Origin of the sequence: Halobacillus aidingensis, assembly GCF_900104185.1 — a bacterium.
In the GTDB taxonomy this organism is placed as follows: Bacteria; Bacillota; Bacilli; order Bacillales; family Halobacillaceae; genus Halobacillus; species Halobacillus aidingensis.
The window spans coordinates 104,688-128,521 of the sequence record NZ_FNIZ01000008.1 but is presented as its reverse complement, the minus strand read 5'-3'; the positions used below and the strand labels follow the sequence as shown (position 1 = coordinate 128,521).

Genomic DNA, 23,834 nt, shown 5'->3' with positions numbered 1-23,834 from the left:
ATAAACGCCCCTCTCTATATAACGATGATTACTTTAACTAAATTAAATGGTCAGCCTTTTACTTTCAACGCAATCTACATAGAGCAGATCCAATCGAACCCTGATACGACAGTGATAACAACCACCGGCCGGACGTTCCTTGTGAAAGAGAGTGAAGGACAGGTGGTTGAGCAGGTCACTAGGTTTTACAAAGAAATCGGTCTGGTCAGGGCGTCAGACAAGGCAGGTGAAGGCAAATGAATGGATTTAAAGTGATGGTGATTACGCTAAGTACTTTGACTGTCATCGGTGTCGTAGCGCTTGTGCTTGTGCTCAATTTTAATGGGGAAAGCGAAGCGAGTGGAGATCGATCGATCGATGATATTCGTGAAGCCTCTTTTTTAACAGAAGAGATTACCACGGACTTGCAAAACGGAGATTATGTCCGCATCAGCTTCCGTGTCGTGACGGACAGCAAAGAGTCTATGGAAGAATTAAAAAAGAGAGATTTTCAAATGCAGAATGTTTTGCTGAAAGAATTATCGACCATGGATTCAGAGACGTTTCAGTCCGGATTATCAGACCTTGAAGCGAAGGTGAAATTGAAACTGAATGAATTCATGTCTGAAGGAGAAGTCACAGACGTCTACACGGTAAACAAAGTCCTTCAATAATAGAGAAAAAGAAAGGGGGGTGAGGTTTTGGCAGAAGAGGTTCTCTCGCAGAATGAAATCGATTCATTGCTTTCAGCCCTGTCTACTGGAGAGATGGATGCAGAAGAGCTAAAGAAAGAAAAAAAGGAAAAGAAGGTAAGGGTTTATGATTTTAAGAGAGCGCTCCGCTTTTCTAAAGATCAGATCAGAAGCTTAACACGAATACATGAAAATTTTTCCAGATTGTTGACGACCTATTTTTCAGCTCAGCTGAGAACTTATGTGAACATTGAAGTGGCATCGGTGGATCAGTTGCCTTATGAAGAATTTATCCGATCGATTCCTACGATGACGATCCTGAATATTTTCAGCGTGCCTCCCCTTGAAGGACGGATTTTGTTAGAAGCAAACCCAAACGTTTCTTATGCCATGATGGATCGTGTGCTTGGAGGTAAAGGAAGCAGCGTCAACAAAGTGGAGAATCTGACCGAAATTGAAACAACGATCATGTCCCATCTTTTTGAAAGGTCCTTGGAAAATTATCAAGAAGCATGGGGCTCGATTGTCGATATCGATCCTTTACTGGAAGAATTTGAAGTGAATCCGCAATTTTTGCAGATGGTTTCACCAAATGAAACCGTAGTCGTCGTGTCATTGAACACGACCATAGGCGAGACTAGCGGAATGATCAATATATGTATACCGCATGTCGTATTAGAACCGATTATCCCGAGGTTATCCGTTCACTATTGGATGCAAAAAGAAAAGCCGAAAAATCGCGATCCAGAGGAAGTGCAAGCGATCAGCCATACGATTAAGGAAGCGGAGTTGGATGTTCGGGCGGTATTGGGAGAGGCCGACATGAGCATAGAGCAATTTTTGGGCTTAGGTAAAGAAGATGTCATTCGACTCGACCAGCCGATCGACCAACCGCTGAAAATGAAAGTTGATGATGAAGTGAAATTTTACATACAGCCAGGGAAATCCAAAAATAAGCTGGCTGTGCAAGTGTTAGAGGAATATCAAGGGGGTGCCGGAGAAAATGAGTGATGATATGTTATCCCAAGATGAAATTGATGCGCTATTGAACGGCGGGGGTGACACGGACAACGAAGAGGGACCCTCGAGTTTAGCAGAGGAAGAAACGATTTCGCCGCTGGAGGAAGACGCTTTAGGTGAGATCGGCAACATTTCATTCGGAAGTTCAGCGACTGCACTTTCTTCGCTATTGAATCAAAAGGTTGATATTACGACGCCGCAGATTACGGTGTTGGAAAGGAAAGATCTACCTGATGAATTTCCGAAGCCGCACGTAGCGATCGGCGTTACCTATACCCATGGTTTTTCAGGGGAAAATGTACTCGTCATTCGAACGAAGGATGCCGCAATTATTGCTGATTTGATGTTGGGCGGTGACGGTACAGATCCAGATGAACATTTGAATGAAATTGCATTGAGCGCCGTACAGGAAGCGATGAATCAGATGATGGGATCTGCGGCTACAAGTATGTCCACGATTTTCAACAAAAAAGTAGACATATCTCCGCCGGCCATCGATGTGCTGGATTTGGAGGAGGATGAAGGAACGCATAAGATTCCTGATGAGGAAGTGCTTGTAAAAGTGTCCTTCCAGCTTCAAGTAGGAAATTTAATTGATTCAAATATCATGCAGCTCATCCCTGTGAGCTTTGCGAAAGAGCTTGTAGAAGAATTAATGAATCCACAGCAGGAAGAACCCACGGTTGGAGAGAGCTTCAGGGCTTCAGAAGAACCATCTTCAAAGAGTGAACCTGAACAGGTGCAAGAACAGCCTTCTTCACAGAAGCAAGAAGAACAGAGGCGAAGCATGCCTGACAACACATTCTATGAATCTTCTACTACAAAGGAGGCTCCTCATTCCCCGCAATATGTAGGAGGACCAGCCGGCCAAACAGCACAAGATGCAAATGTCCAAACGGCAGAATTTCAAAGTTTCAGTCCTGTTCAATTGAATGGGTCCGAGCAAAAGAACTTGGATATGTTGATGGACATTCCATTGAAGGTAACGGTAGAGCTTGGACGTACAAAGCGTTCCGTAAGAGAAATATTGGAATTATCATCAGGTTCCGTGCTCGAACTTGATAAATTAGCTGGAGAGCCCGTGGACATCCATGTCAATGAGAAACTGATGGCCAAAGGAGAAGTTGTCGTCATTGATGAGAACTTCGGCGTACGGGTGACGGATATTTTGAGTCCGAAAGAACGTTTGACAAAATTACGATAAACAATGGATTACTAGGGAGGATTTAACATGGCAGAAAGAATATTAATCGTAGACGATGCGGCATTTATGAGAATGATGGTGAAAGATATTTTAACGAAAAATGGCTATGAAATTGCTGGAGAAGCGGAAGACGGTAAGAAAGCAGTCGAGCTATATAAAGAGGAGCAACCGGATTTGGTCACGATGGATATTACGATGCCGGAGATGGATGGAATCACGGCATTGAAAGAAATCAAAGGCCAATACCCGGATGCCAAAGTCATTATGTGTTCGGCTATGGGACAGCAAGCCATGGTTGTGGATGCCATTCAAGCTGGAGCGAAAGATTTTATCGTAAAACCATTCCAGGCTGATCGAGTGATCGAGGCTATCCAAAAAGCGTTGAGTTAAGAAGGAATGCACATGGTTTATACATCAAGAGTGACAGTTGCAGCTATTCTGTTCATCCTGATGATGGGTGTGTTTCCTGGACAAGGACTTGCACAGCCCACGGCCTTTGAATGTTTGGAGAACCCTCAACTCGAGGGTTGTCCTTCGTCTGAAGGTGGGCAGGAGGAAGATCAGCAAACATCAGATTCCCCTGTTGAAATGGATACCGGGGGCAGTCTTGTGTGGAAAGTGGTTAAGCTCATCTTTGCATTGATTTTTGTGGTGGCTCTCCTATATGGATTGCTTAAGTTCTTTAATCAAAAAAATAAAATGTTCAATCAAAACCGCACGATGGAAAATCTCGGTGGGATGAACCTGGGTCCGAACCGCTCCATCCAGGCTGTCCGCATTGGAGGGCAGGTCTTTATTCTAGGAGTAGGGGAAACGGTACAGATCATTACAGAAATTACTGAAGAAGAGACGAAACAGACGTTGATAAATCAAGATCTGAATGGTGGTCACTCCCCTCAATTGAACATAAAAAAATGGACAGACAAATGGAAAGACAGGAAAGAATCAGAAAGCCATTCTTCTATACAATTTCAGCAGCTGTTTGAAAATCAATTGAACGATATGAAAGATAAAAGGAAAAAAGTCATGGATGAGAAGAGGAGGGATTCTGATTATGAATGAATTCATTGATATCTTCTCAAGCTCCGACCCGGAGAGCGTGGCAACTTCTGTCAAATTGCTTCTATTGCTGACGGTCCTATCCTTGGCGCCGGGAATTTTAATATTAATGACAAGCTTTACAAGGATTTTGATCGTCTTGTCTTTTGTCAGGACTTCATTGGCTACTCAATCCATGCCCCCCAATCAAGTCCTCATCGGTATCGCATTATTCCTAACATTCTTCATTATGGCTCCTACGTTTCAGGAAGTGAATGAACAAGCATTGACGCCGCTCTTTAATGAAGAGATTACGTTGGATGAAGCCTATGAGGAAGCGAGTGAACCTATGAAAGAATTCATGGGAAAACATACGAGACAAAAGGATCTGGCTTTGTTTATGAATTATTCAGGCTTGGAAGCACCTGAAAGCATACAGGACGTCCCGTTGACGACTCTTGTTCCCGCATTTGCCATCAGTGAATTGAAAACGGCATTTCAAATGGGATTCATGATCTTTGTTCCATTTCTCGTCATAGATATGGCGGTCGCTAGTGTCCTTATGTCCATGGGAATGATGATGCTTCCACCAGTCATGATCTCTTTACCATTTAAAATTCTACTCTTTGTTTTAGTGGATGGTTGGTATTTAATATCAAAATCATTATTGGAAGGCTTTTAAGATCGGAGGTTTAGAGAATGAACAGTAATATGGTGATATCGTTTGCGAAAGAAGGCATTTATACCGTCCTCCTTATATCTGGCCCCTTATTGATTTTGGCACTTGCCATCGGATTGCTTGTAAGTATTTTTCAGGCAACGACGCAAATTCAAGAACAGACGCTTGCGTTTATACCAAAAATCGTAGCGGTTATGATCGGTCTCATTGTCTTTGGGCCGTGGATGCTGACCAATATGGTTGAATTCACCGCCAATATCTTTAACAACTTGAATATCCTGGTGGGATAACATGCTGGATACGATAGATTTGGCCAATGTGCCAGCGTTTTTGCTTATATTAGTCAGGGTGACGTCTTTTTTCGTCACGCTTCCTCTTTTTTCATATCGGACAGTTCCGACAAGACATAAAGTCGCGTTCAGCTTTTTCTTGGCTGCGATCATGTACTTCACGGTTCCTGCACCTGAACTGATCATTGACGGGGAGTATTTTCTCTTATTGTTCAAAGAGATGGCTGTAGGGATCGGTGTCGGCCTCTTAGCCTACATCATCCTTTCCGCGATACAAATCGCTGGAGGTTTCATCGATTTTCAGATGGGCTTTGCCATTGCTAACGTGATTGACCCGCAAACCGGGGCTCAAAGTCCATTGATTGGGCAGTATTTATATATCATTACCCTTTTATTTATATTAGCAGTTGATGGTCATCATTTGATGATTGATGGTGTGTTCTACAGCTATGAAGTGATTGCTATTGATCAATTTTTGCCTTTAAGGGAAGAAGGTTGGATCCTTTTCGTCATTCAATCTTTCAACCAAATGTTCGTCATCGCCTTTCTCATGGCCATACCGATCGTAGGGTGTCTGTTTTTAGTGGATATCGCTCTCGGCATCATCGCGAGAACCGTCCCACAGTTGAATGTCTTTGTCGTTGGCTTACCTTTGAAAATTTTTGTTGCACTCTCTGTGCTTGTCATTGCGATGACTTTTTATGTGATGCTCATAAGGAATTTATTTGAAACGATGCTGACGACGATGCGTGATCTTATGCAAGTATTTGGAGGTTGAGAATAATGGTTTGGTTAAAGCTTGATCTCCAGTATTTTGCTGCGGATGAAAAGACAGAGAAAGCGACACCAAAGAAGCGTGAAGATACGAGAAAAAAAGGGCAGGTCCCGAAAAGTCAGGATGTGAATACGGGCTTTTTGCTGCTCCTTATATTCGGAACGCTTTTCCTACTCGGTGGTTATATGGAAGGGACACTGAAAGGCATGTACAAAGTGGCCTTTAATGAGTACATACATAAAGATCTTTCTCAAGAACAGACCCATGCCATGTTTGTAGAAATGACCGTGGAAATATCAAAAATCATCGCGCCGATTATGGGTGTAGCGCTCGTTGCTGGGATTGCTTCGAATCTACTTCAGGTGGGGATCATGTTTACAGGAGAACCCTTGAAAATGGATTTAAAAAAATTGGATCCCATCAAAGGTGCGAAAAGGATTTTTTCAGCAAGGGCATTGGTCGAGCTCCTGAAATCGCTCTTGAAAATCAGTATGGTCGGCGTCATCACCTTTGCCATCATTTGGGTTAACAAAGATCAAATGATGATGATGTCACAAAAATCGGTGGAAGACGCACTGGCATTTTTCGGAACGATTACGACTATCATGGGACTGGCATCTGCCTTAGCCTTGTTGATCTTATCCGTCCTTGATTATACCTATCAGAAATACGACCATGAAAAAAATATCCGCATGTCCAAAAAAGACATCAAGGATGAGCATAAGAACATTGAAGGTGATCCTCAAATCAAAGCTAAAATCAAGGAAAAGCAGCGGCAGATGTCTGCTGCGAGGATGATGAGTGAGGTGCCGGATGCCGATGTTGTCATTACCAATCCCACTCACTATGCGATCGCCATCAAGTATGATGAAGCGAAGTCAGATGCTCCATATGTTGTCGCTATGGGCGTAGATTTTATCGCTCTAAAAATCAAAGAAGTGGCGAAATCGAATGACGTGGTCACCGTGGAAAATAGACCGTTGGCGAGAGCTTTGTACCAGCATTCAGAAATTGACCAGCCGATTAATGAACAGTTTTATAAAGCTGTTGCTGAAGTGCTGGCTTATGTCTATCAATTAGAAAGAAAAATGTAAGAAAGGAGTAAACCCTTATGTCAGCAAGAGATTTATCTGTACTTATCGGCGTGATCTTAATTATCGTCATGCTTGTCATACCATTGCCGGGTTGGCTCCTTAGCTTTTTTATCCTAATCAATATTACCCTAGCCCTGATTGTCATCCTTGTGTCTATGAACATGGATGAAGCTCTGCAGTTTGCCGTCTTCCCAACTTTGTTATTATTACTAACTTTATTCCGCTTGGGATTGAATGTTTCAACCACTCGTTCCATTCTCTCAGAAGCAGAAGCGGGTGGAGTCATTGCGACATTTGGAACGTTCGTCATTGGTGGTAACCCACTAGTCGGGTTTGTTGTTTTTGTCATTTTGGTCATCATCCAATTTCTCGTCATCACGAAAGGTGCCGAAAGGGTATCTGAGGTTGCGGCTCGATTCACATTGGACGCGATGCCGGGAAAACAGATGAGTATAGATGCAGACCTTAATGCAGGAATGATCAACGAACACCAGGCAAAAGAACGCAGGGAAAAAATTGAAAATGAAGCCGACTTCTATGGAGCGATGGACGGGGCGAGTAAATTCGTTAAAGGGGATGCCATCGCTGGAATCATCATCGTTTTGATCAACATCATCTTCGGGCTGATCATCGGTATGGTGCAGATGGGGATGTCTTTCAGTGAAGCGATTGATACATACATGCGTCTCACGGTAGGGGACGGTCTCGTCAGTCAAATTCCTGCCCTTCTCATCTCGACAGCGACGGGTATTGTTGTAACGAGGGTGGCCTCTGAAGGTAATTTGAGTACAGATGTCACGAGTCAGCTGCTTCGGTATCCGAAGTTGCTTTACATTGCTGCTGTAACCATCTTCCTTCTTGGTTTGACACCGATTCCAATCTTCCTGACAACTTTGATTGCTGCTGTTCTCGCTTTTGGGGGGTATTGGTTATCCCGACAGGAAAAAGAGCCGGAATTCGAAGAGCCTGAAGAGATGGATGAATCGGAGAGCGATCAAATGAAATCACCAGAAAGCGTTGTGAACTTGATCAGCATGGATCCGATTGAGTTTGAATTCGGATATGCCTTGATCCCGATTGCGGATACGAACCAGGGAGGGGATCTCCTTGACCGGATCGTCATGATACGAAGACAGTTGGCAATCGAACTAGGAATAGTCATCCCGGTAGTAAGGATCAGAGATAATATTCAGCTGAATCCGAATGAGTACCGCCTGAAAGTGAAAGGGAACGAAGTAGCTCAAGGTGAGCTTTTATTGGACCATTACTTAGCGATGAGTCCAGGAGATGATGATGGCATCGATGGCATTGACACCCAAGAGCCTGCGTTTGGTCTTCCGGCAAAATGGATTACAGAAGACCAGAAAGATGAAGCGGAATTATCTGGTTATACGGTTGTGGATCCGCCATCTGTCGTATCGACACATATTACTGAAGTCATTAAACAGCAGGCTCATGCGCTGCTCGGAAGACAGGAAACACAGCAGTTGATCGATCATTTGAAAGAATCCTATCCGATACTCGTTGAAGAAGTAACGCCAGAACCGCTTCGTGTCGGAGATGTACAAAAAGTCCTGGCGAAATTATTACGAGAAAATGTCTCTGTGAAAAACTTGCCTGTCATTTTTGAAACGCTCGCTGATTTTGCCAAAATGACCAATGATACAGAGCTGTTAGCTGAATATGCGAGACAATCTTTATCTGCGCAAATTACGAACCAGTATAAAAAAGACGATCAATTAGTGAAAGTCATTACCGTTTCTGGAAAAGTGGAAAAGATCATTGCCGATCATATTCAGCAGACAGAGCATGGAAGTTATCTAGCCCTTGATCCTGAGAGTCAGCAAACCATTATTACAGCGATAGCGGAACAGGTGGAACAAATGTCCTTACAGGAAGAAACAGCCATTCTTCTATGCTCACCAGCGGTACGGATGTATGTGAAGCAACTTCTTGATCGTTTCTTACCACAAGTCGTTGTTTTATCTTATAACGAATTAGAACCAACGGTAGAAGTCCAGAGTGTAGGGGTGGTGAATGTAGCGTGAGAGTAAAAAAATTTCAAGCTGCGACAATGCCGGAAGCCATGAAAAAAGTGAGAACCGAATTGGGGACAGATGCAGTGATCCTAAATTCCAAAGTGAAGAAGTCGGGTGGGTTTTTAGGCCTGTTCAAAAAAGATATTACAGAAGTCATTGCTGCCATTGATCCGTCTGATGAGCACCAAACGAAGCATGAGACAAAGCCGGTCGAGAGAAATGAAGAACCGGTGTCGCCTTTCAACCCGAACCTTGAAATCATGGAAGAATTGAAAAATCTAAGGTCTTTAATTCAAAATCGTAAAGAAGCCTATCCTGAAAAGCTAGAAATGGCCTATCAGTTCCTTTTAGGACAGGAAATCTCTGAAGATGTGGCGGGAAATATGATTGAACGTCTATTAGAAAAGGGAGCCAGCCTTGACGATTTAGCCGAGGTTGAAAATCTCCTGAGACTGGAACTGTATGAATCTATGAAGCAAAAGAAGTTTGGAAAGCCTGCTTATGATAAGAAGTTCATCCATTTAGTTGGACCGACGGGTGTTGGGAAGACAACGACTTTAGCGAAACTTGCAGCGGATGCAGCTTTAAACCACCAACTAAAGGTAGGTTTCATTACAACAGATACTTATCGCATTGCTGCCATCGATCAGTTGAAGACATATGCAAAAATTTTGGATATTCCACTAGAAGTTGCTTATAGCATGGAGGACTATAAGAAGGCAAAAGAACGTTTTCAGGATTTTGACCTCGTCCTTGTCGATACGGCAGGAAGAAACTTCAGAGATTCATCCTTCATCCATGAACTTCAGAAGATGATCGATTTTGACGAGGAATCGGATAATTTCCTTGTCTTAGGATTGACGAGTAAATTCGCCGACATGAGCGAGATTCTCGAACAATTCAACGATATTCCGATCCATCAGTTGATTTTCACGAAAGCGGATGAAACCGCACGGAAGGGCAATGCCGTAAACATGGTCCTTACTCATGATGTAGGAGTCGCTTATTTGACAGATGGTCAAAATGTACCGGATGACATTAAGACAGCCTCGGCCATGGGTCTTGCAAGAGAGATTATGGAGGGGTTTGCAAATGAAAGATCAAGCTGAAGTCCTTCGAAGGCGAATACAAGAAATGGAAGGAGAAAAACAAGCTAAAACCATTGCCATTGCTAGTGGGAAAGGCGGTGTGGGGAAGTCGAATTTTTGCATCAACTTTGCGTTGCAGCTCATGAGAAATGACAAGAAGGTTTTGATCTTTGATCTGGATATCGGCATGGGTAACATAGATATTTTGATGGGGAAATCACCAAGACGTACATTTGTCGACTTGTTTCGGGAAGAAATGTCGATTCGTGATATTATCGAACTAGGGCCAGAATCCTTATCTTATATTGCTGGCGGTTCGGGGCTCTCTCACATTTTTGAACTTGATCAAACAAAATTCGCCTATTTTCAAAGCGAATTCGAAGAGCTGACCAAGTCTTTCGACTATATCCTCTTCGACATGGGAGCTGGAGCAACTCAGGACAGCCTGCATTTTATCAGCTCGGCCCATGAGGCGATCGTTGTTACTACTCCTGAACCCACTTCGTTAACGGACGGTTACGCGATGATTAAGCATCTTGTACATAAAGACAAAAGTCTGCCGATAAAAATCCTTGTGAACCGTTCGCTTAACGAGAAAAATGGCAGGAATACTTTCGATCGACTATCCCTTGTGGTCGAGAGATTCTTAGAAGCGGAAGTGGCTTTGTTAGGTGTTTTACCTGATGACAGGTCTGTACTTGAAGCGGTCAATAAACAGCAGCCATTTGTGATCGACAGGCCTAAAAGCAAAGTAAGCCGATCCCTTGAGGAGTTGGTGCGTGATTATTTGAACGAAAGCCACTCTCATGAGTCCCCTCTTTCGTTCGTAGATAAATTAAAGAGATTTGTTTTTGAGAGGTAGAGAGATGAAGCAGATTAGGGTATTAATCGTCGATGATTCCGCCTTCATGAGGCGTGTTTTGACGGAAATTTTAAAAAAAGACCACCGGATTCATGTAGTTGGGACGGCGAGGAACGGTAAAGATTGTCTGAAAAAGTTGGATGTCTTACGTCCTGATGTCGTAACGATGGATATTGAAATGCCGGTGATGGACGGATTAGAAGCATTAAAAAAGATCATGGAAAGTTCCCCCCTTCCTGTAGTGATGGTGTCCAGTTTGACGCAAGAGGGGGCGGAAAGCACGATGAAAGCCATGAGTCTTGGAGCAGTGGACTTCATACAAAAGCCATCCGGGTCCATTTCTCTTGATATGGAAAAGGTAGACAAAGATGTCGTCCGCAAGGTTCTTATTGCAGGGGAGGCCAAGGTGAATCCACCATCCGAAAGCTCTAGTGAAAAAGTTCGTGTCCCTGACGATATGAAAGAGGAAGGCCATGTCATTGCCATCGGCACCTCCACCGGGGGACCAAGAGCTTTGCAGGAAGTTTTGACATCTCTTCCCGGAAGCGTTCCTGCACCGATCTTAGTTGTTCAACATATGCCGAAAGGATTTACGAAATCCTTGGCTTCTCGTCTCAATCGACTGTCTGAAATTTCAGTGAAGGAAGCCGAACATAGGGAGGAAATACATAACGGTGTTGCCTATATCGCACCCGGTGGCTATCACATGGAAGTTGTAAAGCATAACCAGCGCCTCGTCATTCATTTAAATGAATCCAGACCCCTGAATGGTCATAGACCTTCGGTGAATGTGATGTTTTCTTCCATTGCAAAACTGCCAGGGATCTCCACCACCGCTGTCATCATGACAGGGATGGGGGCTGATGGTTTAGAAGGCATCCTCGCAATGAAGGAACAAGGAAGAGCGGTTTGCACAATCGCAGAAGATGAAAGCACTTGCGTCGTGTACGGCATGCCAAAAGCGATTGTGAAATCAGGTCTTGCCGATGACGTCCAGAAATTAAATGAAATTAGTCGCAGTATTGTAGAATCTCTTCAAAATAAAAGGAGGTAGTCCTATGGAAACCAATCAGTACTTGGAAGTTTTTATTGATGAAAGTAAAGAGCACTTGCAATCCATCAACGACCAACTGTTACATTTGGAAAAGAACCCTCAGGACCTTTCCATTGTCAATGAAATCTTCAGGTCTGCTCATACATTAAAAGGCATGTCGGCAACGATGGGTTACCAAGACCTTTCTAATTTGACACACAAAATGGAAAATGTCCTCGATGCGGTCCGGAATGAGAAAGTGACGGTGGACGAAGGCATTTTGGATGTCGTTTTTGATTCTGTCGATGATTTGGAAGCGATGGTCATCGATATTTCAAAAGGCGGATCAGGAGAAAGAAATGTCGAGAGGGTCGTCGAGCTTTTGAAGAATATTGAAAACGGGAGCGGAGGTTCAGCCGTCGCTTCGGTGGCAGTCGCACCACAGCAGGATGAAACCATCCCCACGCTTTCGATTGATGAATATACAAAAGCAGCCTTGGAACAATCTAGTGAACTAGGAAAAAACAATTACCAGATTGAAGTGGCATTAAGGGAGGATTGTCTTTTAAAGGCCGCACGTGTCTATATGGTCTTTGAAATATTGGAGCAAGCAGGAGATGTCATCAAGTCTTCCCCTTCTGTAGAAGCATTGGAAAACGAAGAATTTGAAACCACCTTTCACGTTTTACTTGTTACAGAAGATGCAGCAGAGGACATAGAGAGTAAAATTAAAAAAGTATCCGAAATTGAAAATGTTTATGTTACTGTCTATCAAATTTCTGAAGAAACGAAAGATGAATCGAAGCCCTCACAAAAAGAAATGGCGGCACAAGAAAAGCCGACTGCTCAAAAAGAAGAGAAAGATGGAAAGCAGGTAGGGAACAAAACGATTCGCATCAACATTGATCGACTGGATGCTCTTATGAATTTGTTTGAGGAGCTTGTCATTGACCGGGGACGCCTTGAACAAATATCTGATGATCTGAAGCACATCGAACTGCGTGAAACGGTCGAAAGAATGACAAGGATTTCCGGGGACTTGCAAAGCATTATCCTGAACATGCGTATGGTCCCGGTCGAGCAAGTGTTTAATCGATTTCCTAGAATGGTCCGCCAGCTCTCTAAGGATTTGAATAAGAAAATCGATTTGAGTGTGGTCGGGGCAGAAACAGAACTGGATCGGACCGTCATCGATGAAATTGGTGATCCACTCGTCCACCTCATTCGGAACGCGATCGATCACGGTATTGAGGGTCCGGGAGAAAGAGAAGCCAAAGGCAAGTCTGCCACAGGAAAGCTAGAACTGAAAGCTTATCATAGTGGAAATCATGTTTTCATTGAAATCTCTGATGATGGCGGCGGCATAGCACGGGACAAAGTCGTCCGAAAAGCGGTAAGCAATCATGTGGTCACAGAAGAACAGGCAGCGACAATGACAGACTCTCAAGTGTACGATTTAATCATGGAAAGCGGTTTTTCCACTGCTGACACGATTTCTGATGTGTCCGGTAGAGGAGTAGGGCTTGATGTTGTGAAAAGCACGATTGAGTCTCTTGGCGGTAATATTTCTGTTGATTCAGTGCCGGATGAGGGGAGTGTATTCTCTATCCAGTTGCCCCTCACCCTTTCAATCATTTCCGTCATGCTTGTAGAAGTGCAAAAAGAAAAATATGCTGTTCCTCTTTCATCGATTATTGAAACGGCCATTGTGAAAAAAGAAGAGATCATGCACGCCCATAACAAAAAAGTCATCGACTTCCGAGGAAAAGTCGTTCCTCTCCTCTTTTTAAAAGATGTACTGGATGTACCGGAAGAATTGGAAGAAGAGGACTACTACTCCGTGGTTATCGTTAGAAAAGGAGAAAAGATGGCCGCTCTCGTCGTCAATTCTTTCATTGGACAGCAAGAAGTCGTCTTGAAGTCTCTTGGTGATTACTTATCTGGCGCTTTCGCCATTTCAGGAGCGACCATTCTAGGAGACGGACAAGTGGCATTAATTCTGGATAGCAATGCTTTAATCAAGTAACAAAGGAGGGAACAGAAAGTGACAGAAGAAAACAAAAAACTGAAAGTGATCGTATTTCAAATCAATGATGAGGAATACACCGTACCGGTTGATCTGGTGGGTTCCATCGAGCGGATGATGCCAATCACCCGTGTCCCAGGCACAAAATCATTTGTAAAAGGGGTATTGAACCTCAGGGGGGTTGTTACACCAGTCATCGACTTGAGAGAGAGGTTCGGGATCGAAGAAGTAAACGATACTGATGCGACAAGGATCATCACCGTGAAAATACATGATATGAATGTCGGTTTGATCGTGGATGCGGCAAACGATGTTTTGGATCTTGATGAAGAAAGCATCGAGCCTCCGCCAGAAGTGGTAGGCACGGTTGAGGTAGCGTATATCCAAGGGGTATCCAAAATGGATCAGCGGCTGTTCATTTTGTTGAATTTAGAAAAAGTTCTTGCCAAAGATGACGTTCATGAGTTGAATGAGCTTTATGTCTAATTCAAAGAATTTCACTGAACGATTTGGTCCGATTCAATTGGACGTCTTGAAAGAAATCGGCAATATAGGCTCAGGTCATGCGGCTACATCTCTGTCCAAACTGCTTCATAAGAAAATAGAGATGCATGTCCCAGGGGTAGAAGTGGTGGACTTTGATCAAGTGATGGATCTTGCTGGTGGAGCAGATAAAGAAGTGGTCAGCATTTTTCAAAGGATGGAAGGGGAGGCTCCGGGCACCATGTTCTTTATCATGGCTCCTTTCCAAGCCCGTCACTTTGTAGAGCTTATGACCAACGCCTCCGTGGGTTTTGATGGGGGTTCTGAAATGGCTTTGTCTGCTCTCCAGGAATTAGGGAATATCCTATCAGGTGCATACCTTACCGCGCTTTGCGATTTCACAGAATTGGATATTCAATCAACGGTTCCATCGATTTCTCAAGATATGGTGGGGGCTATTTTAAGTATGGGGTTAATTGAACTCTCCCAAGTGAGTGATGCAGCCATTGTCATCAAGACTTCTCTAACGGATGGAGAAGGAGGGGAAGGTGAATTCCTGGAAGGTCATTTCTTCCTTTTTCCCGATCCTTCCTCCTATCAGAAGATTTTTTCTTCCTTAGGAGTGCGTGAAGATGATTAAGGAAGGACAGATTGTAAGAATTGGTATCGGAGATATGGGAATTGTTCATTCTCCAGATTTGATCCGTACATCAGGGCTTGGGTCTTGTGTTGGTATCGTCCTTTATGACGAAGTGAAAAAATTGGCGGGGATGGCTCATATTATGCTGCCTGAGTCTTCCCTTGCGAAAAAGCAGGGGCTGAAAAGGGCGAAATACGCAGATACAGCCATCGAAGATTTGATGGCAGCCCTCAAAGGTGCTGGAGCTTCATCCTACCGTTTAAAAGCGAAACTGGCAGGTGGGGCACAAATGTTCCAATTCACCTCTTCCAGTGACATGATGCGCATAGGCCCGAGAAACGTGGAAGCGGTGAAAGGGAATCTTCAATCCCTTCATATACCGATTTTGGCTGAAGACGTCGGCGGGGGATGCGGGCGCACGATTGAATTCAATCCTGAAACAACGGACCTGCATATAAGGAAAGTGAATCAAGGGGAAAGTGTGATTTGATGAAAGGGACACTTCTGTGGAATTTATGGGCGGCTGTTTTTGGTTTTCTATTCGTATGTACAATCAGCGCTAAAGTGACAACTTTTGATACAGCGATCTACAGAGGAACCATAGGTTTTTTTAGTTTTTTTGTACTATCTTACGTGTTTCGATCATTTTGGAGTCTCGTCACTGCACCTAACGAAACAACAGAAAACAGTCAAGACTCGGCTCAAACAGCATCATCCACGGAAATGGATGCAGAGGAAACATCGAAAATGGTGCGTGAATTATTGAATGAAGACTCGTAAAGAGCTTAGTAATAATAACCAACTAAAGGACGGGGAGGATTGGAATGGCCAGCTGTTTATCTCCTCAAGAACAACAGTGGTGGAATCTATGGACACATGAACAGGATGGAGAGGCCGCAAATCAATTGGTACAGCAGTACGACTATTTAGTGAGCTACCATGTCCAGCGGATCTCCGCTCATTTACCTAAGAGCGTAAGCAAAGATGATGTGAGAAGTTTAGGAATGTTAGGGCTTTATGATGCACTGAAAAAATTTGATCGAACAAGAGATCTGAAATTTGATACGTATGCATCCTTCCGTATCAGAGGGTCGATCATGGATGGTTTACGAAAAGAAGACTGGCTTCCGAGATCAGTAAGAGACCGATCAAAAAAAATCGAACAGATGACAGAAAAGCTGGAGCAGGAATTGCAACGTCCGGTAACATCCAATGAAATTGCTGAATCTCTGAACATATCTCCAGAAGAAGTGGAGGAGACAGTCAAGGATTCTCTTTTTGCAAATGTGCTTTCTATGGAAGAAAAACCGAATGATGGAAGAGAGGATCAAAAAGAAGGGATCGGATATTCCATTCCGGATGATCGAACATTCACTCCATCGGAATCAGTGATCAAAAAGGAAAACTATGAAGAATTAGCGAGAGAGATCGACCGATTAAACGAGAAGGAGCAACTCGTCATCAGTCTTTTCTATCATGAAGAGCTTACTTTAACAGAGATCGGTCAGGTTTTAGAATTGACCACCTCCCGGATCTCCCAAATCCATGCGAAAGCGATCTATAAGCTGAAAGGTGCGCTGCAAGAAATTGTAACCGTTTAGGCAGGTCAGGGTATGAAGCTGAAGGAAGCGAAACTATCTGTTTTTCACGAAAAAATTACGATTTATGGTATGGTGGATGGGGAAAGCTCTCATAAAAACAGCCCAGGATGGAAGAGTAGGATCTGTCAACCAGGCTTCAATGGAAGCTGGACAAGATCTATTCATTGAGAATTCGATCCTTCACAGCGATTGTGTAGCTTCAAGAAACACCTACATAAAAGTGACGCAGCAATTATTTTTAGATATCGGATTCGGCAAGTATCACATACGGACCAGTAAAGGTTACCGTGATGTGAATGTTGTTTTTAGAGCAGGGTGAAATGATGTTCTGCAGTAGTGAGAGTTATGGAAAATGAGAAGAAATAGGATCAGAAATGAATGGTGAGGATAGACATGACAGTGTTTTTATTGATTTTCAGCTTTATCATTGACGGTGTACTACTGTTTGCACTGTTTATCATGATGAAAAAGGTACGCAAGACTGAAGAACTTGAACTTAGACAAAAACAAGTGGCATCAGAAATTGAGGATCTTTTCACCTCGTATTTAATGGAAATCAAAGAAGAAAATAAACGAATGGAAAGCCTCGTCAGGAAAAAAAGTGCCCCTTCTGATTCTCAAAACACTCAAAATGAAAACAGAAATGATAAAGTTAACAGTCACTCAGAAAAGAAAGTTATCGCGGACAAAGAAGCTTCCCCCAGCTACACCCTGCCTGAGCTGAATGAAAAGGAAAGCTATCAGCCATCTTTTCATTCGCAGGTATTTGAATTGAAAGAAAAAGGTTATAGTAATGAAGAAATTGCGAGAAAATTGGATAAAGGGAAGACAGAAATCGAATTACTATTCAAATTTCATCAAAAACCTACGAAAAAAACTTGAATGGCCCCGTGTGTTATGATATATTTACTGACGGTGTCAATACGCACGCCTTTGGATTCTCAAGTGAGGTTGCTCTTTTTTAGAGTTCACTAGAGAAGATGAAAGAGGCGGAGGATACTAAAAAAACCAAAACAGGAGGAACTATCATGTCTGTAATTTCTATGAAACAGCTACTTGAAGCTGGTGTTCATTTTGGACACCAAACCCGTCGCTGGAATCCAAAGATGAAAAAGTACATCTTCACGGAGCGTAACGGGATCTACATCATCGACCTACAAAAAACGGTCAAGAAAGTTGATGAAGCATTCAACTATGTAAAAGAGGTCGCTGCTGACGGCGGTAACATTCTTTTTGTAGGTACTAAAAAACAAGCTCAGGATACAGTTCGTGACGAGGCGACTCGTTGTGGCATGTATTACATCAACCAACGTTGGTTGGGTGGTACCCTGACAAACTTTGAAACGATCCGTAAGCGTATCAACCGTCTTAAAGACATTGAGCGCATGGAAGAAGACGGTACTTTCGATGTACTTCCTAAAAAAGAAGTGGTCGATATGCTTAAAGAAAAAGATCGTCTTGTTAAATTCCTGGGCGGTATTAAAGAAATGAAGAGCATTCCGGACGCAATGTTCGTTATCGATCCTCGTAAAGAGCGCATCGCGATTGCTGAAGCTCACAAATTGAATATTCCAGTTGTAGGTATCGTTGATACAAACTGTGACCCAGACGAAATCGATTATGTCATCCCTGCGAACGATGATGCAATCCGTGCCGTTAAATTGTTGACTTCTAAGATGGCAGACGCTGTCCTTGAAGCGAAACAAGGGGAAGAAACAGAAACAACGGAAGAAACTGAAGCTGCTGTAGAAGCTGCTCAAGAGTAAGAAGGGTCAAAAGGTGATAAGGGGGTATACCTTTATCACCTTTTTTAAAGAATCCGTAACAGCTCAAGCGTCCTGAAACGCAAGAGCTATACTTATATGCAACTAATAAGGAGGCTTTACAATGGCTGTAAATGCTAAAATGGTAAAAGAACTTCGTGAAAAAACGGGTGCTGGAATGATGGACTGTAAGAAAGCACTCACTGAAACAGATGGTGACATGGACAAAGCAATGGAATGGTTGCGTGAGAAGGGAATTTCCAAGGCAGCTAAGAAAGCTGACCGTATTGCTGCAGAAGGTTCTGCTGCAATCGAAATTTCCGGTAACACGGCTGTACTTTTCGAAGTGAACTGTGAAACAGACTTCGTTACGAAGAACGATCAGTTCAAAGATTTGCTTAAAGATCTTGGTCAGCACTTGCTTTCTCAGAAGCCTGCAACAGTTGAAGAAGCTCTAGAGCAGAAGCTTCACGGTGATGGAGAAGTACTTAGCAGCTATATTACTGAACGCGTAGCGAAAATCGGTGAAAAGATTTCCCTTCGTCGTTTCGTAATTAAAGAAAAGACCGATAACGATGCATTTGGTGCTTACCTTCACATGGGCGGAAACATCGGTGTGTTGACTGTCCTTGAAGGCTCTACAGATGAGTCTGCAGCGAAAGACGTTGCGATGCATGTAGCCGCTGTAAACCCTCGTTACGTCTCCCGTGACGAAATTCCACAAGAAGAAGCAGATAAAGAACGTGAAATGCTTAAGACTCAAGCGATGAACGAAGGCAAGCCTGAAAACATCGTTGAGAAAATGGTCGAAGGCCGTTTGAACAAGTTCTTCGAAGAAATCTGCCTGCTTGACCAAAGCTTCGTTAAAGATCCAGACCAGAAAGTAAAACAATTCGTAGCCTCTACTGGTGGTCAAATCACTGGTTTCGATCGCTTCGAAGTTGGTGAAGGTATGGAAAAACGCGAAGAAAACTTTGCTGATGAAGTTATGAACCAAGTTAAAAAATAATGAACATGAAAAATAGGGGACACTGCCGGTGTTCCCTATTTTCAAACATGCTACATAATTGCAGATCCATATGCAAGAAAATGTAGTGGAATACAGTTAAAACACGGGAGGTAACTATGACTACTGCTCGCTATCGTCGTATCGTATTAAAACTAAGTGGAGAGGCTTTAAGTGGAGAAGCAGGGTTTGGACTAGAACCCAGCATCATTAAATCAGTCTCCCGTCAGGTCAAAGAAGTGGCTGAACTCGGTGTGGAAGTCGCTGTCGTCGTCGGAGGTGGAAACATCTGGCGCGGTAAAGTAGGAGCCGAGATGGGAATGGATCGCGCAAACGCTGATTATATGGGGATGCTGGCAACGGTCATGAACTCACTTGCCCTTCAGGATAGTCTGGAAAACTTAGGGATTCCGACCCGTGTCCAAACCTCCATTGAAATGAGACAAGTAGCGGAACCTTACATCCGCAGGAAAGCGATTCGTCATCTAGAAAAGAAACGCGTCGTCATTTTTGCGGCTGGGACAGGGAACCCATACTTCTCTACAGACACGACAGCTGCTCTAAGAGCCGCAGAAGTGGAAGCGGATGTAATCTTAATGGCGAAGAACAATGTAGACGGTGTTTATACAGATGACCCTAAAACCAATGAAGATGCTGTGAAGTACGATCAGCTCTCTTACATGGACGTTTTGAACGAAGGTCTTGGGGTTATGGATTCTACAGCTTCATCATTATGTATGGACAACGATATCGATTTATTGGTATTCTCAATAACAGAAGACGGAAACATCAAGAAAGCCGTAATGGGCGAAAATATTGGAACAATTGTGAGGGGGAAATAATCATGTCTGATGCTGTAATTAATGAAACGAAGCAACAAATGGAACAAGCCACACAAGCTTTCTCTCGTCAGCTTGCAACGGTCCGCGCGGGTCGTGCGAATCCTTCAATCCTTGATAACGTGTATGTGGATTACTATGGAGCGGCGACTCCACTTAATCAACTAGCACAAGTCTCTGCACCAGAACCACGTCTGCTTGTCATTACACCTTATGACAAGAGTGCAATTGCAGAAATTGAAAAAGCGATCCAGAAAGCGGATCTTGGCTTGTCTCCTTCTAGTGATGGTAATGTTGTACGAATCAACATTCCTGCGCTGACAGAAGAACGTCGTAAGGACCTTGCCAAAGTTGTAGGGAAATATTCAGAAGAAGCGAAGGTACAAATCCGTAACATTCGTCGTGATTCCAACGACCGTCTGAAAAAGCTTGAAAAAGATGGTGAGCTAACGGAAGATGATCTTCGTTCTTATCAGGATGACGTTCAGAAGGTCACAGACCAGCACGTTGAGAAAATCGATCAACTTGCAAAAACAAAAGAAGAGGAAATCATGGAAGTTTGATTCTCCAATTCTATATGCCTTAAGGTGTATCAAGCCGCGCTGTAGATGTTTGGCAGCGCGGCTTTTATTTTAGTTTAGGGAATTAAACATTCATTGTCCTATAAGAAGGCATCCGCTAAGAGAGCACAGACACCCTCGACATTACCCACCTGTCTAGTGGAAGAGAAGAGCTCTTCCCAAGGGCCTTTTAATTATGCGTTCCATGTTGTCTAGTGCGTATCTTGAGCCTTTGTTTTATACACTCACTTTATAGGATATCGGCATTTTTATTGGATTTAGTATATAATAAATAGATGGAACAATTGGACTGGAGGATTGAACATGCCTATCAAGTTTCCATTCAAAAAAGATAAAAAGCAGCCCACTACCGAGCCATTAGGCCTTGAAGAAAACCATATTCCAAAACATGTGGCGATCATTATGGACGGAAATGGACGATGGGCGAAGAATAGAGGAATGCCTCGGATTGCCGGTCATAAAGAGGGCATGGGTGTTGTGAAGAGAATCGTTCGATATGCTTCAGATATCGGTGTGAAGGTTCTTACCCTTTATGCTTTTTCTACGGAAAATTGGAAACGCCCGAAAAATGAGGTAGACTTCCTTATGAAGCTCCCTGTCGATTTTCTAAGTACATATTTGCCTGAACTGATCGAGAGAAATGTCCAAGTCCGGACCATCGGCGATTTTGACGTCCTTCCTGAACATACTCAAAAGGCTGTCAAAGAAGCGATGGAAAAAACGAAGGACAATGATGGGCTGATCCTCAATTTTGCGCTTAACTATGGAAGTCGTTATGAGATGGTGCATGCAGTCAAGCAAATTGCTTCTAAAGTACAAGACGGAGAAGTGGACATATCCGATATCGATGAATCCATGTTCTCTAAGGAATTGTACACGTCAGAGTTGATTGAACCTGATCTGCTTATCCGGACAAGTGGAGAACAAAGGTTGTCAAACTTCTTATTATGGCAGCTGGCCTATGCTGAATTCTGGTTTACAGAAGTTTATTGGCCGGACTTTGATGAAAGTCATTTTGAAAAAGCTCTTTATGACTTCCAAAATCGTAAACGTCGTTTCGGCGGAGTATAAGGTGTGAAAAAGACTTATGAAACAAAGAACAATTACAGCCATCGTTGCAGCACTCATTTTCCTTCCGATCGTCATGTTGGGAGGATGGCCTTTTAAGGCTTTTGTGTATATCATTGCAAGCATCGCCCTACTTGAGCTCGTACGTATGAAAAAGATTGCCCGCTATTCGGTAGCTTCTGGACTCGGCTTGCTTCTCATGTGGGCCCTGATGTTTCCATATGAAGTGTTCGATGAATCCATTACTTCTGGGGACATCATTACAAAATCCGAGATTACATTGCTGGCGGTACTTGTACTTTTGAGTTACACAGTGCTCGTCAAAAACCGTTTCACTTTTGATGATGCTGGATTTCTTTTATTATCAGCGATCTACATTGGAATGGGATTCAATTATCTAATGGAAACACGAGAAGAAGGGCTGGAATATATCTTCTTTGCATTATTTGTCGTGTGGGCGACAGACACAGGCGCCTACTTGTTCGGCCGTGCTTTAGGCAAACACAAGCTTTGGCCGCAAATCAGTCCGAAGAAAACAATTGAGGGTTCAGTCGGAGGAATCATCCTTGCCTGTGTCGTCGCTTTAATTTTCCAGTTGGTTCATCCTCTTGAGCATTCCTTGATTATCGTGTTACTCGTCACTGTACTTGTATCGATTGCAGGTCAGATCGGTGACCTCGTGGAATCTGCATTCAAGCGTCACTATGCAGTCAAAGATTCCGGAAAAATCCTGCCCGGGCACGGGGGTGTGTTGGATCGGTTCGACAGTTTGATCTTCATTTTACCGATCCTGCATTTGATTAACTTTATTTCATAGGAGAGAGGGGCCGTGGAACAATGAAGCAAGTATCATTACTTGGGGCAACGGGTTCGATTGGTATTCAAACCCTTGATGTTCTTCGCTTGCACCCAGATCAATTTTCTTTATATGCCATGGGGTTTGGCAGAAACGTCGAAAAAGCTCTTCCTCTGATCCGAGAGTTCGAACCTTCCATGATCGTCGTTCAAGATGAAGAAACGAAGAGAAAGCTGGAAAAAGAGGTCGCCCATCCACAGATTCTTTGTGGTGGGGAGGGTTTAATTGAGGCAAGTGTAGCCGAACCTGTAGATGTGGTTGTTAATGCAGTCATGGGGAGTATCGGCTTACCTGCTACTTTAAAAGCGATTCAATCAAAGAAACAAATCGCAATTGCGAATAAGGAAACGCTCGTGACGGCTGGCCATCTAGTCATGGAAGAAGCTAAAAAACATGATGTTAACCTCCTCCCTGTAGACAGTGAGCATTCGGCTATTTTTCAGGCTCTGAATGGGGAACAGAGGAGAGACATCAATAAACTCATCATTACTGCATCTGGTGGAAGCTTCCGTGATCAAACAAGGGAAGAATTAGCTGGAGTCACGGTGGATGATGCATTGAACCATCCGAATTGGAAGATGGGAGCGAAAATCACCATTGATTCTGCCTCGATGATGAACAAAGGATTAGAAGTTATTGAGGCGCATTGGCTTTTCGATGTACCTTATGACCAGATTCATGTTATTCTTCATAGAGAAAGTGTCATCCATTCCATGGTTGAATATGTGGATCGTAATGTCATTGCCCAGCTGGGAACGCCGGATATGAAAGTGCCTATACAATACGCATTGACTTACCCTGAACGAAAAGAGCTTCCAATCACGAAAAACTTGAACTTGGAAGAGATCGCTACTTTGAATTTTCAAAAGATGGACATGGATCGTTTTCCTTGTTTAAGGATGGCATTTGAAGCAGGGAGAGCAGGGGGCTCGATGCCGACGGTCTTGAATGCGGCAAACGAAGAAGCTGTCCAGCAGTTCCTAGAAGGCAAAATTTCTTTTCTTGATATTGAAAAATACATCGAACAAGCATTAGAAAACCATGACAGGATTCATAACCCTGACTTGTCTACCATAATTTCTATTGATAAGGAAACGAGGGAAAGAGTTCGTTTCCAAATAAATTAAGAGCTCTGGTTGTTGGAGAAGTTCATGCGACCGTCTAACGATGATGGTTCA

Annotated in this window: 29 protein-coding genes; all 29 read left to right on the top strand. The window is 43.3% G+C overall.

The features are described 5' to 3' along the window. The first annotated feature begins 24 nt into the window (after positions 1–24). The 29 genes from BLS23_RS09995 (at position 25) to dxr (ending at position 23,783) form a co-directional block, all read left to right on the top strand. Positions 25–240 (top strand): flagellar FlbD family protein, encoded by a 216-nt coding sequence (locus BLS23_RS09995; RefSeq protein WP_089652410.1) that lies wholly within the window; start codon positions 25–27, stop codon positions 238–240. Next, the gene (gene fliL, locus BLS23_RS09990; RefSeq protein ID WP_089652409.1) at positions 237–653 is read left to right on the top strand and encodes a flagellar basal body-associated protein FliL; all 417 of its coding nucleotides are present in this window, start codon (positions 237–239) and stop codon (positions 651–653) included. Before BLS23_RS09995 ends, fliL begins: the two co-directional genes overlap by 4 nt. Before the next feature lie 27 nt (positions 654–680). Then, on the top strand, positions 681–1,682 hold the full coding sequence (gene fliM, locus BLS23_RS09985; protein ID WP_089652408.1) for a flagellar motor switch protein FliM: 1,002 nt from the start codon (positions 681–683) through the stop codon (positions 1,680–1,682). Beyond that, positions 1,675–2,895 (top strand): flagellar motor switch phosphatase FliY, encoded by a 1,221-nt coding sequence (gene fliY / locus BLS23_RS09980; protein WP_089652407.1) that lies wholly within the window; start codon positions 1,675–1,677, stop codon positions 2,893–2,895. The genes fliM and fliY overlap by 8 nt, the downstream gene beginning before the upstream one ends. Before the next feature lie 27 nt (positions 2,896–2,922). Continuing rightward, positions 2,923–3,285 (top strand): response regulator, encoded by a 363-nt coding sequence (locus BLS23_RS09975; protein ID WP_089652406.1) that lies wholly within the window; start codon positions 2,923–2,925, stop codon positions 3,283–3,285. Between the two features lie 12 nt (positions 3,286–3,297). Further along, positions 3,298–3,957 carry a flagellar biosynthetic protein FliO gene (locus tag BLS23_RS09970; RefSeq protein WP_167356066.1) on the top strand — a complete coding sequence of 220 codons (660 nt, stop codon included), beginning with the start codon at positions 3,298–3,300 and terminating at the stop codon, positions 3,955–3,957. Beyond that, positions 3,950–4,615, top strand: coding sequence for a flagellar type III secretion system pore protein FliP (gene fliP / locus BLS23_RS09965; protein ID WP_089652404.1), 666 nt, complete (start codon positions 3,950–3,952; stop codon positions 4,613–4,615). Before BLS23_RS09970 ends, fliP begins: the two co-directional genes overlap by 8 nt. Before the next feature lie 17 nt (positions 4,616–4,632). Continuing rightward, a complete protein-coding gene (fliQ, locus tag BLS23_RS09960) occupies positions 4,633–4,902 on the top strand; it encodes a flagellar biosynthesis protein FliQ (protein ID WP_089652403.1) in 270 nt (89 codons plus the stop codon). A gap of 1 nt (position 4,903) precedes the next feature. Beyond that, entirely contained in the window at positions 4,904–5,680 is a 777-nt protein-coding gene (fliR, locus tag BLS23_RS09955) for a flagellar biosynthetic protein FliR (protein ID WP_089652402.1), read from the top strand. Positions 5,681–5,685: 5 nt separating this feature from the next. Continuing rightward, complete coding sequence (gene flhB / locus BLS23_RS09950) at positions 5,686–6,771, top strand: flagellar biosynthesis protein FlhB (RefSeq protein ID WP_089652401.1); 1,086 nt, start codon at positions 5,686–5,688, stop codon at positions 6,769–6,771. Positions 6,772–6,788: 17 nt separating this feature from the next. Continuing rightward, complete coding sequence (flhA, locus tag BLS23_RS09945) at positions 6,789–8,819, top strand: flagellar biosynthesis protein FlhA (RefSeq protein ID WP_089652400.1); 2,031 nt, start codon at positions 6,789–6,791, stop codon at positions 8,817–8,819. Next, positions 8,816–9,919, top strand: a complete 1,104-nt coding sequence (gene flhF, locus BLS23_RS09940; protein WP_089652399.1) for a flagellar biosynthesis GTPase FlhF — start codon at positions 8,816–8,818, stop codon at positions 9,917–9,919. Before flhA ends, flhF begins: the two co-directional genes overlap by 4 nt. Beyond that, on the top strand, positions 9,903–10,760 hold the full coding sequence (locus BLS23_RS09935; RefSeq protein ID WP_089652398.1) for a MinD/ParA family protein: 858 nt from the start codon (positions 9,903–9,905) through the stop codon (positions 10,758–10,760). The genes flhF and BLS23_RS09935 overlap by 17 nt, the downstream gene beginning before the upstream one ends. A 4-nt stretch (positions 10,761–10,764) precedes the next feature. After that, complete coding sequence (locus BLS23_RS09930; protein WP_089652397.1) at positions 10,765–11,814, top strand: protein-glutamate methylesterase/protein-glutamine glutaminase; 1,050 nt, start codon at positions 10,765–10,767, stop codon at positions 11,812–11,814. A gap of 4 nt (positions 11,815–11,818) precedes the next feature. After that, on the top strand, positions 11,819–13,819 hold the full coding sequence (locus BLS23_RS09925) for a chemotaxis protein CheA (protein WP_089652396.1): 2,001 nt from the start codon (positions 11,819–11,821) through the stop codon (positions 13,817–13,819). Positions 13,820–13,837: 18 nt separating this feature from the next. Next, a complete protein-coding gene (locus tag BLS23_RS09920; protein ID WP_089652395.1) occupies positions 13,838–14,305 on the top strand; it encodes a chemotaxis protein CheW in 468 nt (155 codons plus the stop codon). Continuing rightward, complete coding sequence (locus BLS23_RS09915; RefSeq protein ID WP_089652394.1) at positions 14,298–14,942, top strand: chemotaxis protein CheC; 645 nt, start codon at positions 14,298–14,300, stop codon at positions 14,940–14,942. Before BLS23_RS09920 ends, BLS23_RS09915 begins: the two co-directional genes overlap by 8 nt. After that, positions 14,935–15,432: a chemotaxis protein CheD gene (locus tag BLS23_RS09910; protein WP_089652393.1), complete on the top strand. Its 498-nt coding sequence runs from the start codon at positions 14,935–14,937 to the stop codon at positions 15,430–15,432. Before BLS23_RS09915 ends, BLS23_RS09910 begins: the two co-directional genes overlap by 8 nt. Continuing rightward, positions 15,429–15,722 carry a hypothetical protein gene (locus BLS23_RS09905; RefSeq protein WP_089652392.1) on the top strand — a complete coding sequence of 98 codons (294 nt, stop codon included), beginning with the start codon at positions 15,429–15,431 and terminating at the stop codon, positions 15,720–15,722. The genes BLS23_RS09910 and BLS23_RS09905 overlap by 4 nt, the downstream gene beginning before the upstream one ends. A 44-nt stretch (positions 15,723–15,766) precedes the next feature. Further along, positions 15,767–16,543, top strand: a complete 777-nt coding sequence (locus BLS23_RS09900) for a FliA/WhiG family RNA polymerase sigma factor (RefSeq protein ID WP_089652391.1) — start codon at positions 15,767–15,769, stop codon at positions 16,541–16,543. Between the two features lie 76 nt (positions 16,544–16,619). Next, entirely contained in the window at positions 16,620–16,862 is a 243-nt protein-coding gene (locus tag BLS23_RS09895; protein ID WP_089652390.1) for a hypothetical protein, read from the top strand. A 74-nt stretch (positions 16,863–16,936) separates the two neighbouring features. After that, complete coding sequence (locus BLS23_RS09890; RefSeq protein ID WP_089652389.1) at positions 16,937–17,425, top strand: DUF6115 domain-containing protein; 489 nt, start codon at positions 16,937–16,939, stop codon at positions 17,423–17,425. 146 nt (positions 17,426–17,571) lie between these two features. Further along, on the top strand, positions 17,572–18,309 hold the full coding sequence (gene rpsB / locus BLS23_RS09885) for a 30S ribosomal protein S2 (RefSeq protein WP_089652388.1): 738 nt from the start codon (positions 17,572–17,574) through the stop codon (positions 18,307–18,309). A 121-nt stretch (positions 18,310–18,430) separates the two neighbouring features. Continuing rightward, the gene (tsf, locus tag BLS23_RS09880) at positions 18,431–19,315 is read left to right on the top strand and encodes a translation elongation factor Ts (RefSeq protein WP_089652387.1); all 885 of its coding nucleotides are present in this window, start codon (positions 18,431–18,433) and stop codon (positions 19,313–19,315) included. 116 nt (positions 19,316–19,431) lie between these two features. Then, on the top strand, positions 19,432–20,154 hold the full coding sequence (pyrH, locus tag BLS23_RS09875; protein ID WP_089652386.1) for a UMP kinase: 723 nt from the start codon (positions 19,432–19,434) through the stop codon (positions 20,152–20,154). A 2-nt stretch (positions 20,155–20,156) separates the two neighbouring features. After that, positions 20,157–20,714, top strand: coding sequence for a ribosome recycling factor (frr, locus tag BLS23_RS09870; protein ID WP_089652385.1), 558 nt, complete (start codon positions 20,157–20,159; stop codon positions 20,712–20,714). Between the two features lie 321 nt (positions 20,715–21,035). Next, positions 21,036–21,803 (top strand): isoprenyl transferase, encoded by a 768-nt coding sequence (locus BLS23_RS09865; RefSeq protein WP_089652384.1) that lies wholly within the window; start codon positions 21,036–21,038, stop codon positions 21,801–21,803. Positions 21,804–21,819: 16 nt separating this feature from the next. After that, the gene (locus tag BLS23_RS09860; RefSeq protein WP_089652383.1) at positions 21,820–22,617 is read left to right on the top strand and encodes a phosphatidate cytidylyltransferase; all 798 of its coding nucleotides are present in this window, start codon (positions 21,820–21,822) and stop codon (positions 22,615–22,617) included. A gap of 20 nt (positions 22,618–22,637) precedes the next feature. Further along, positions 22,638–23,783 carry a 1-deoxy-D-xylulose-5-phosphate reductoisomerase gene (gene dxr / locus BLS23_RS09855; RefSeq protein WP_089652382.1) on the top strand — a complete coding sequence of 382 codons (1,146 nt, stop codon included), beginning with the start codon at positions 22,638–22,640 and terminating at the stop codon, positions 23,781–23,783. Positions 23,784–23,834: the final 51 nt, after the last annotated feature.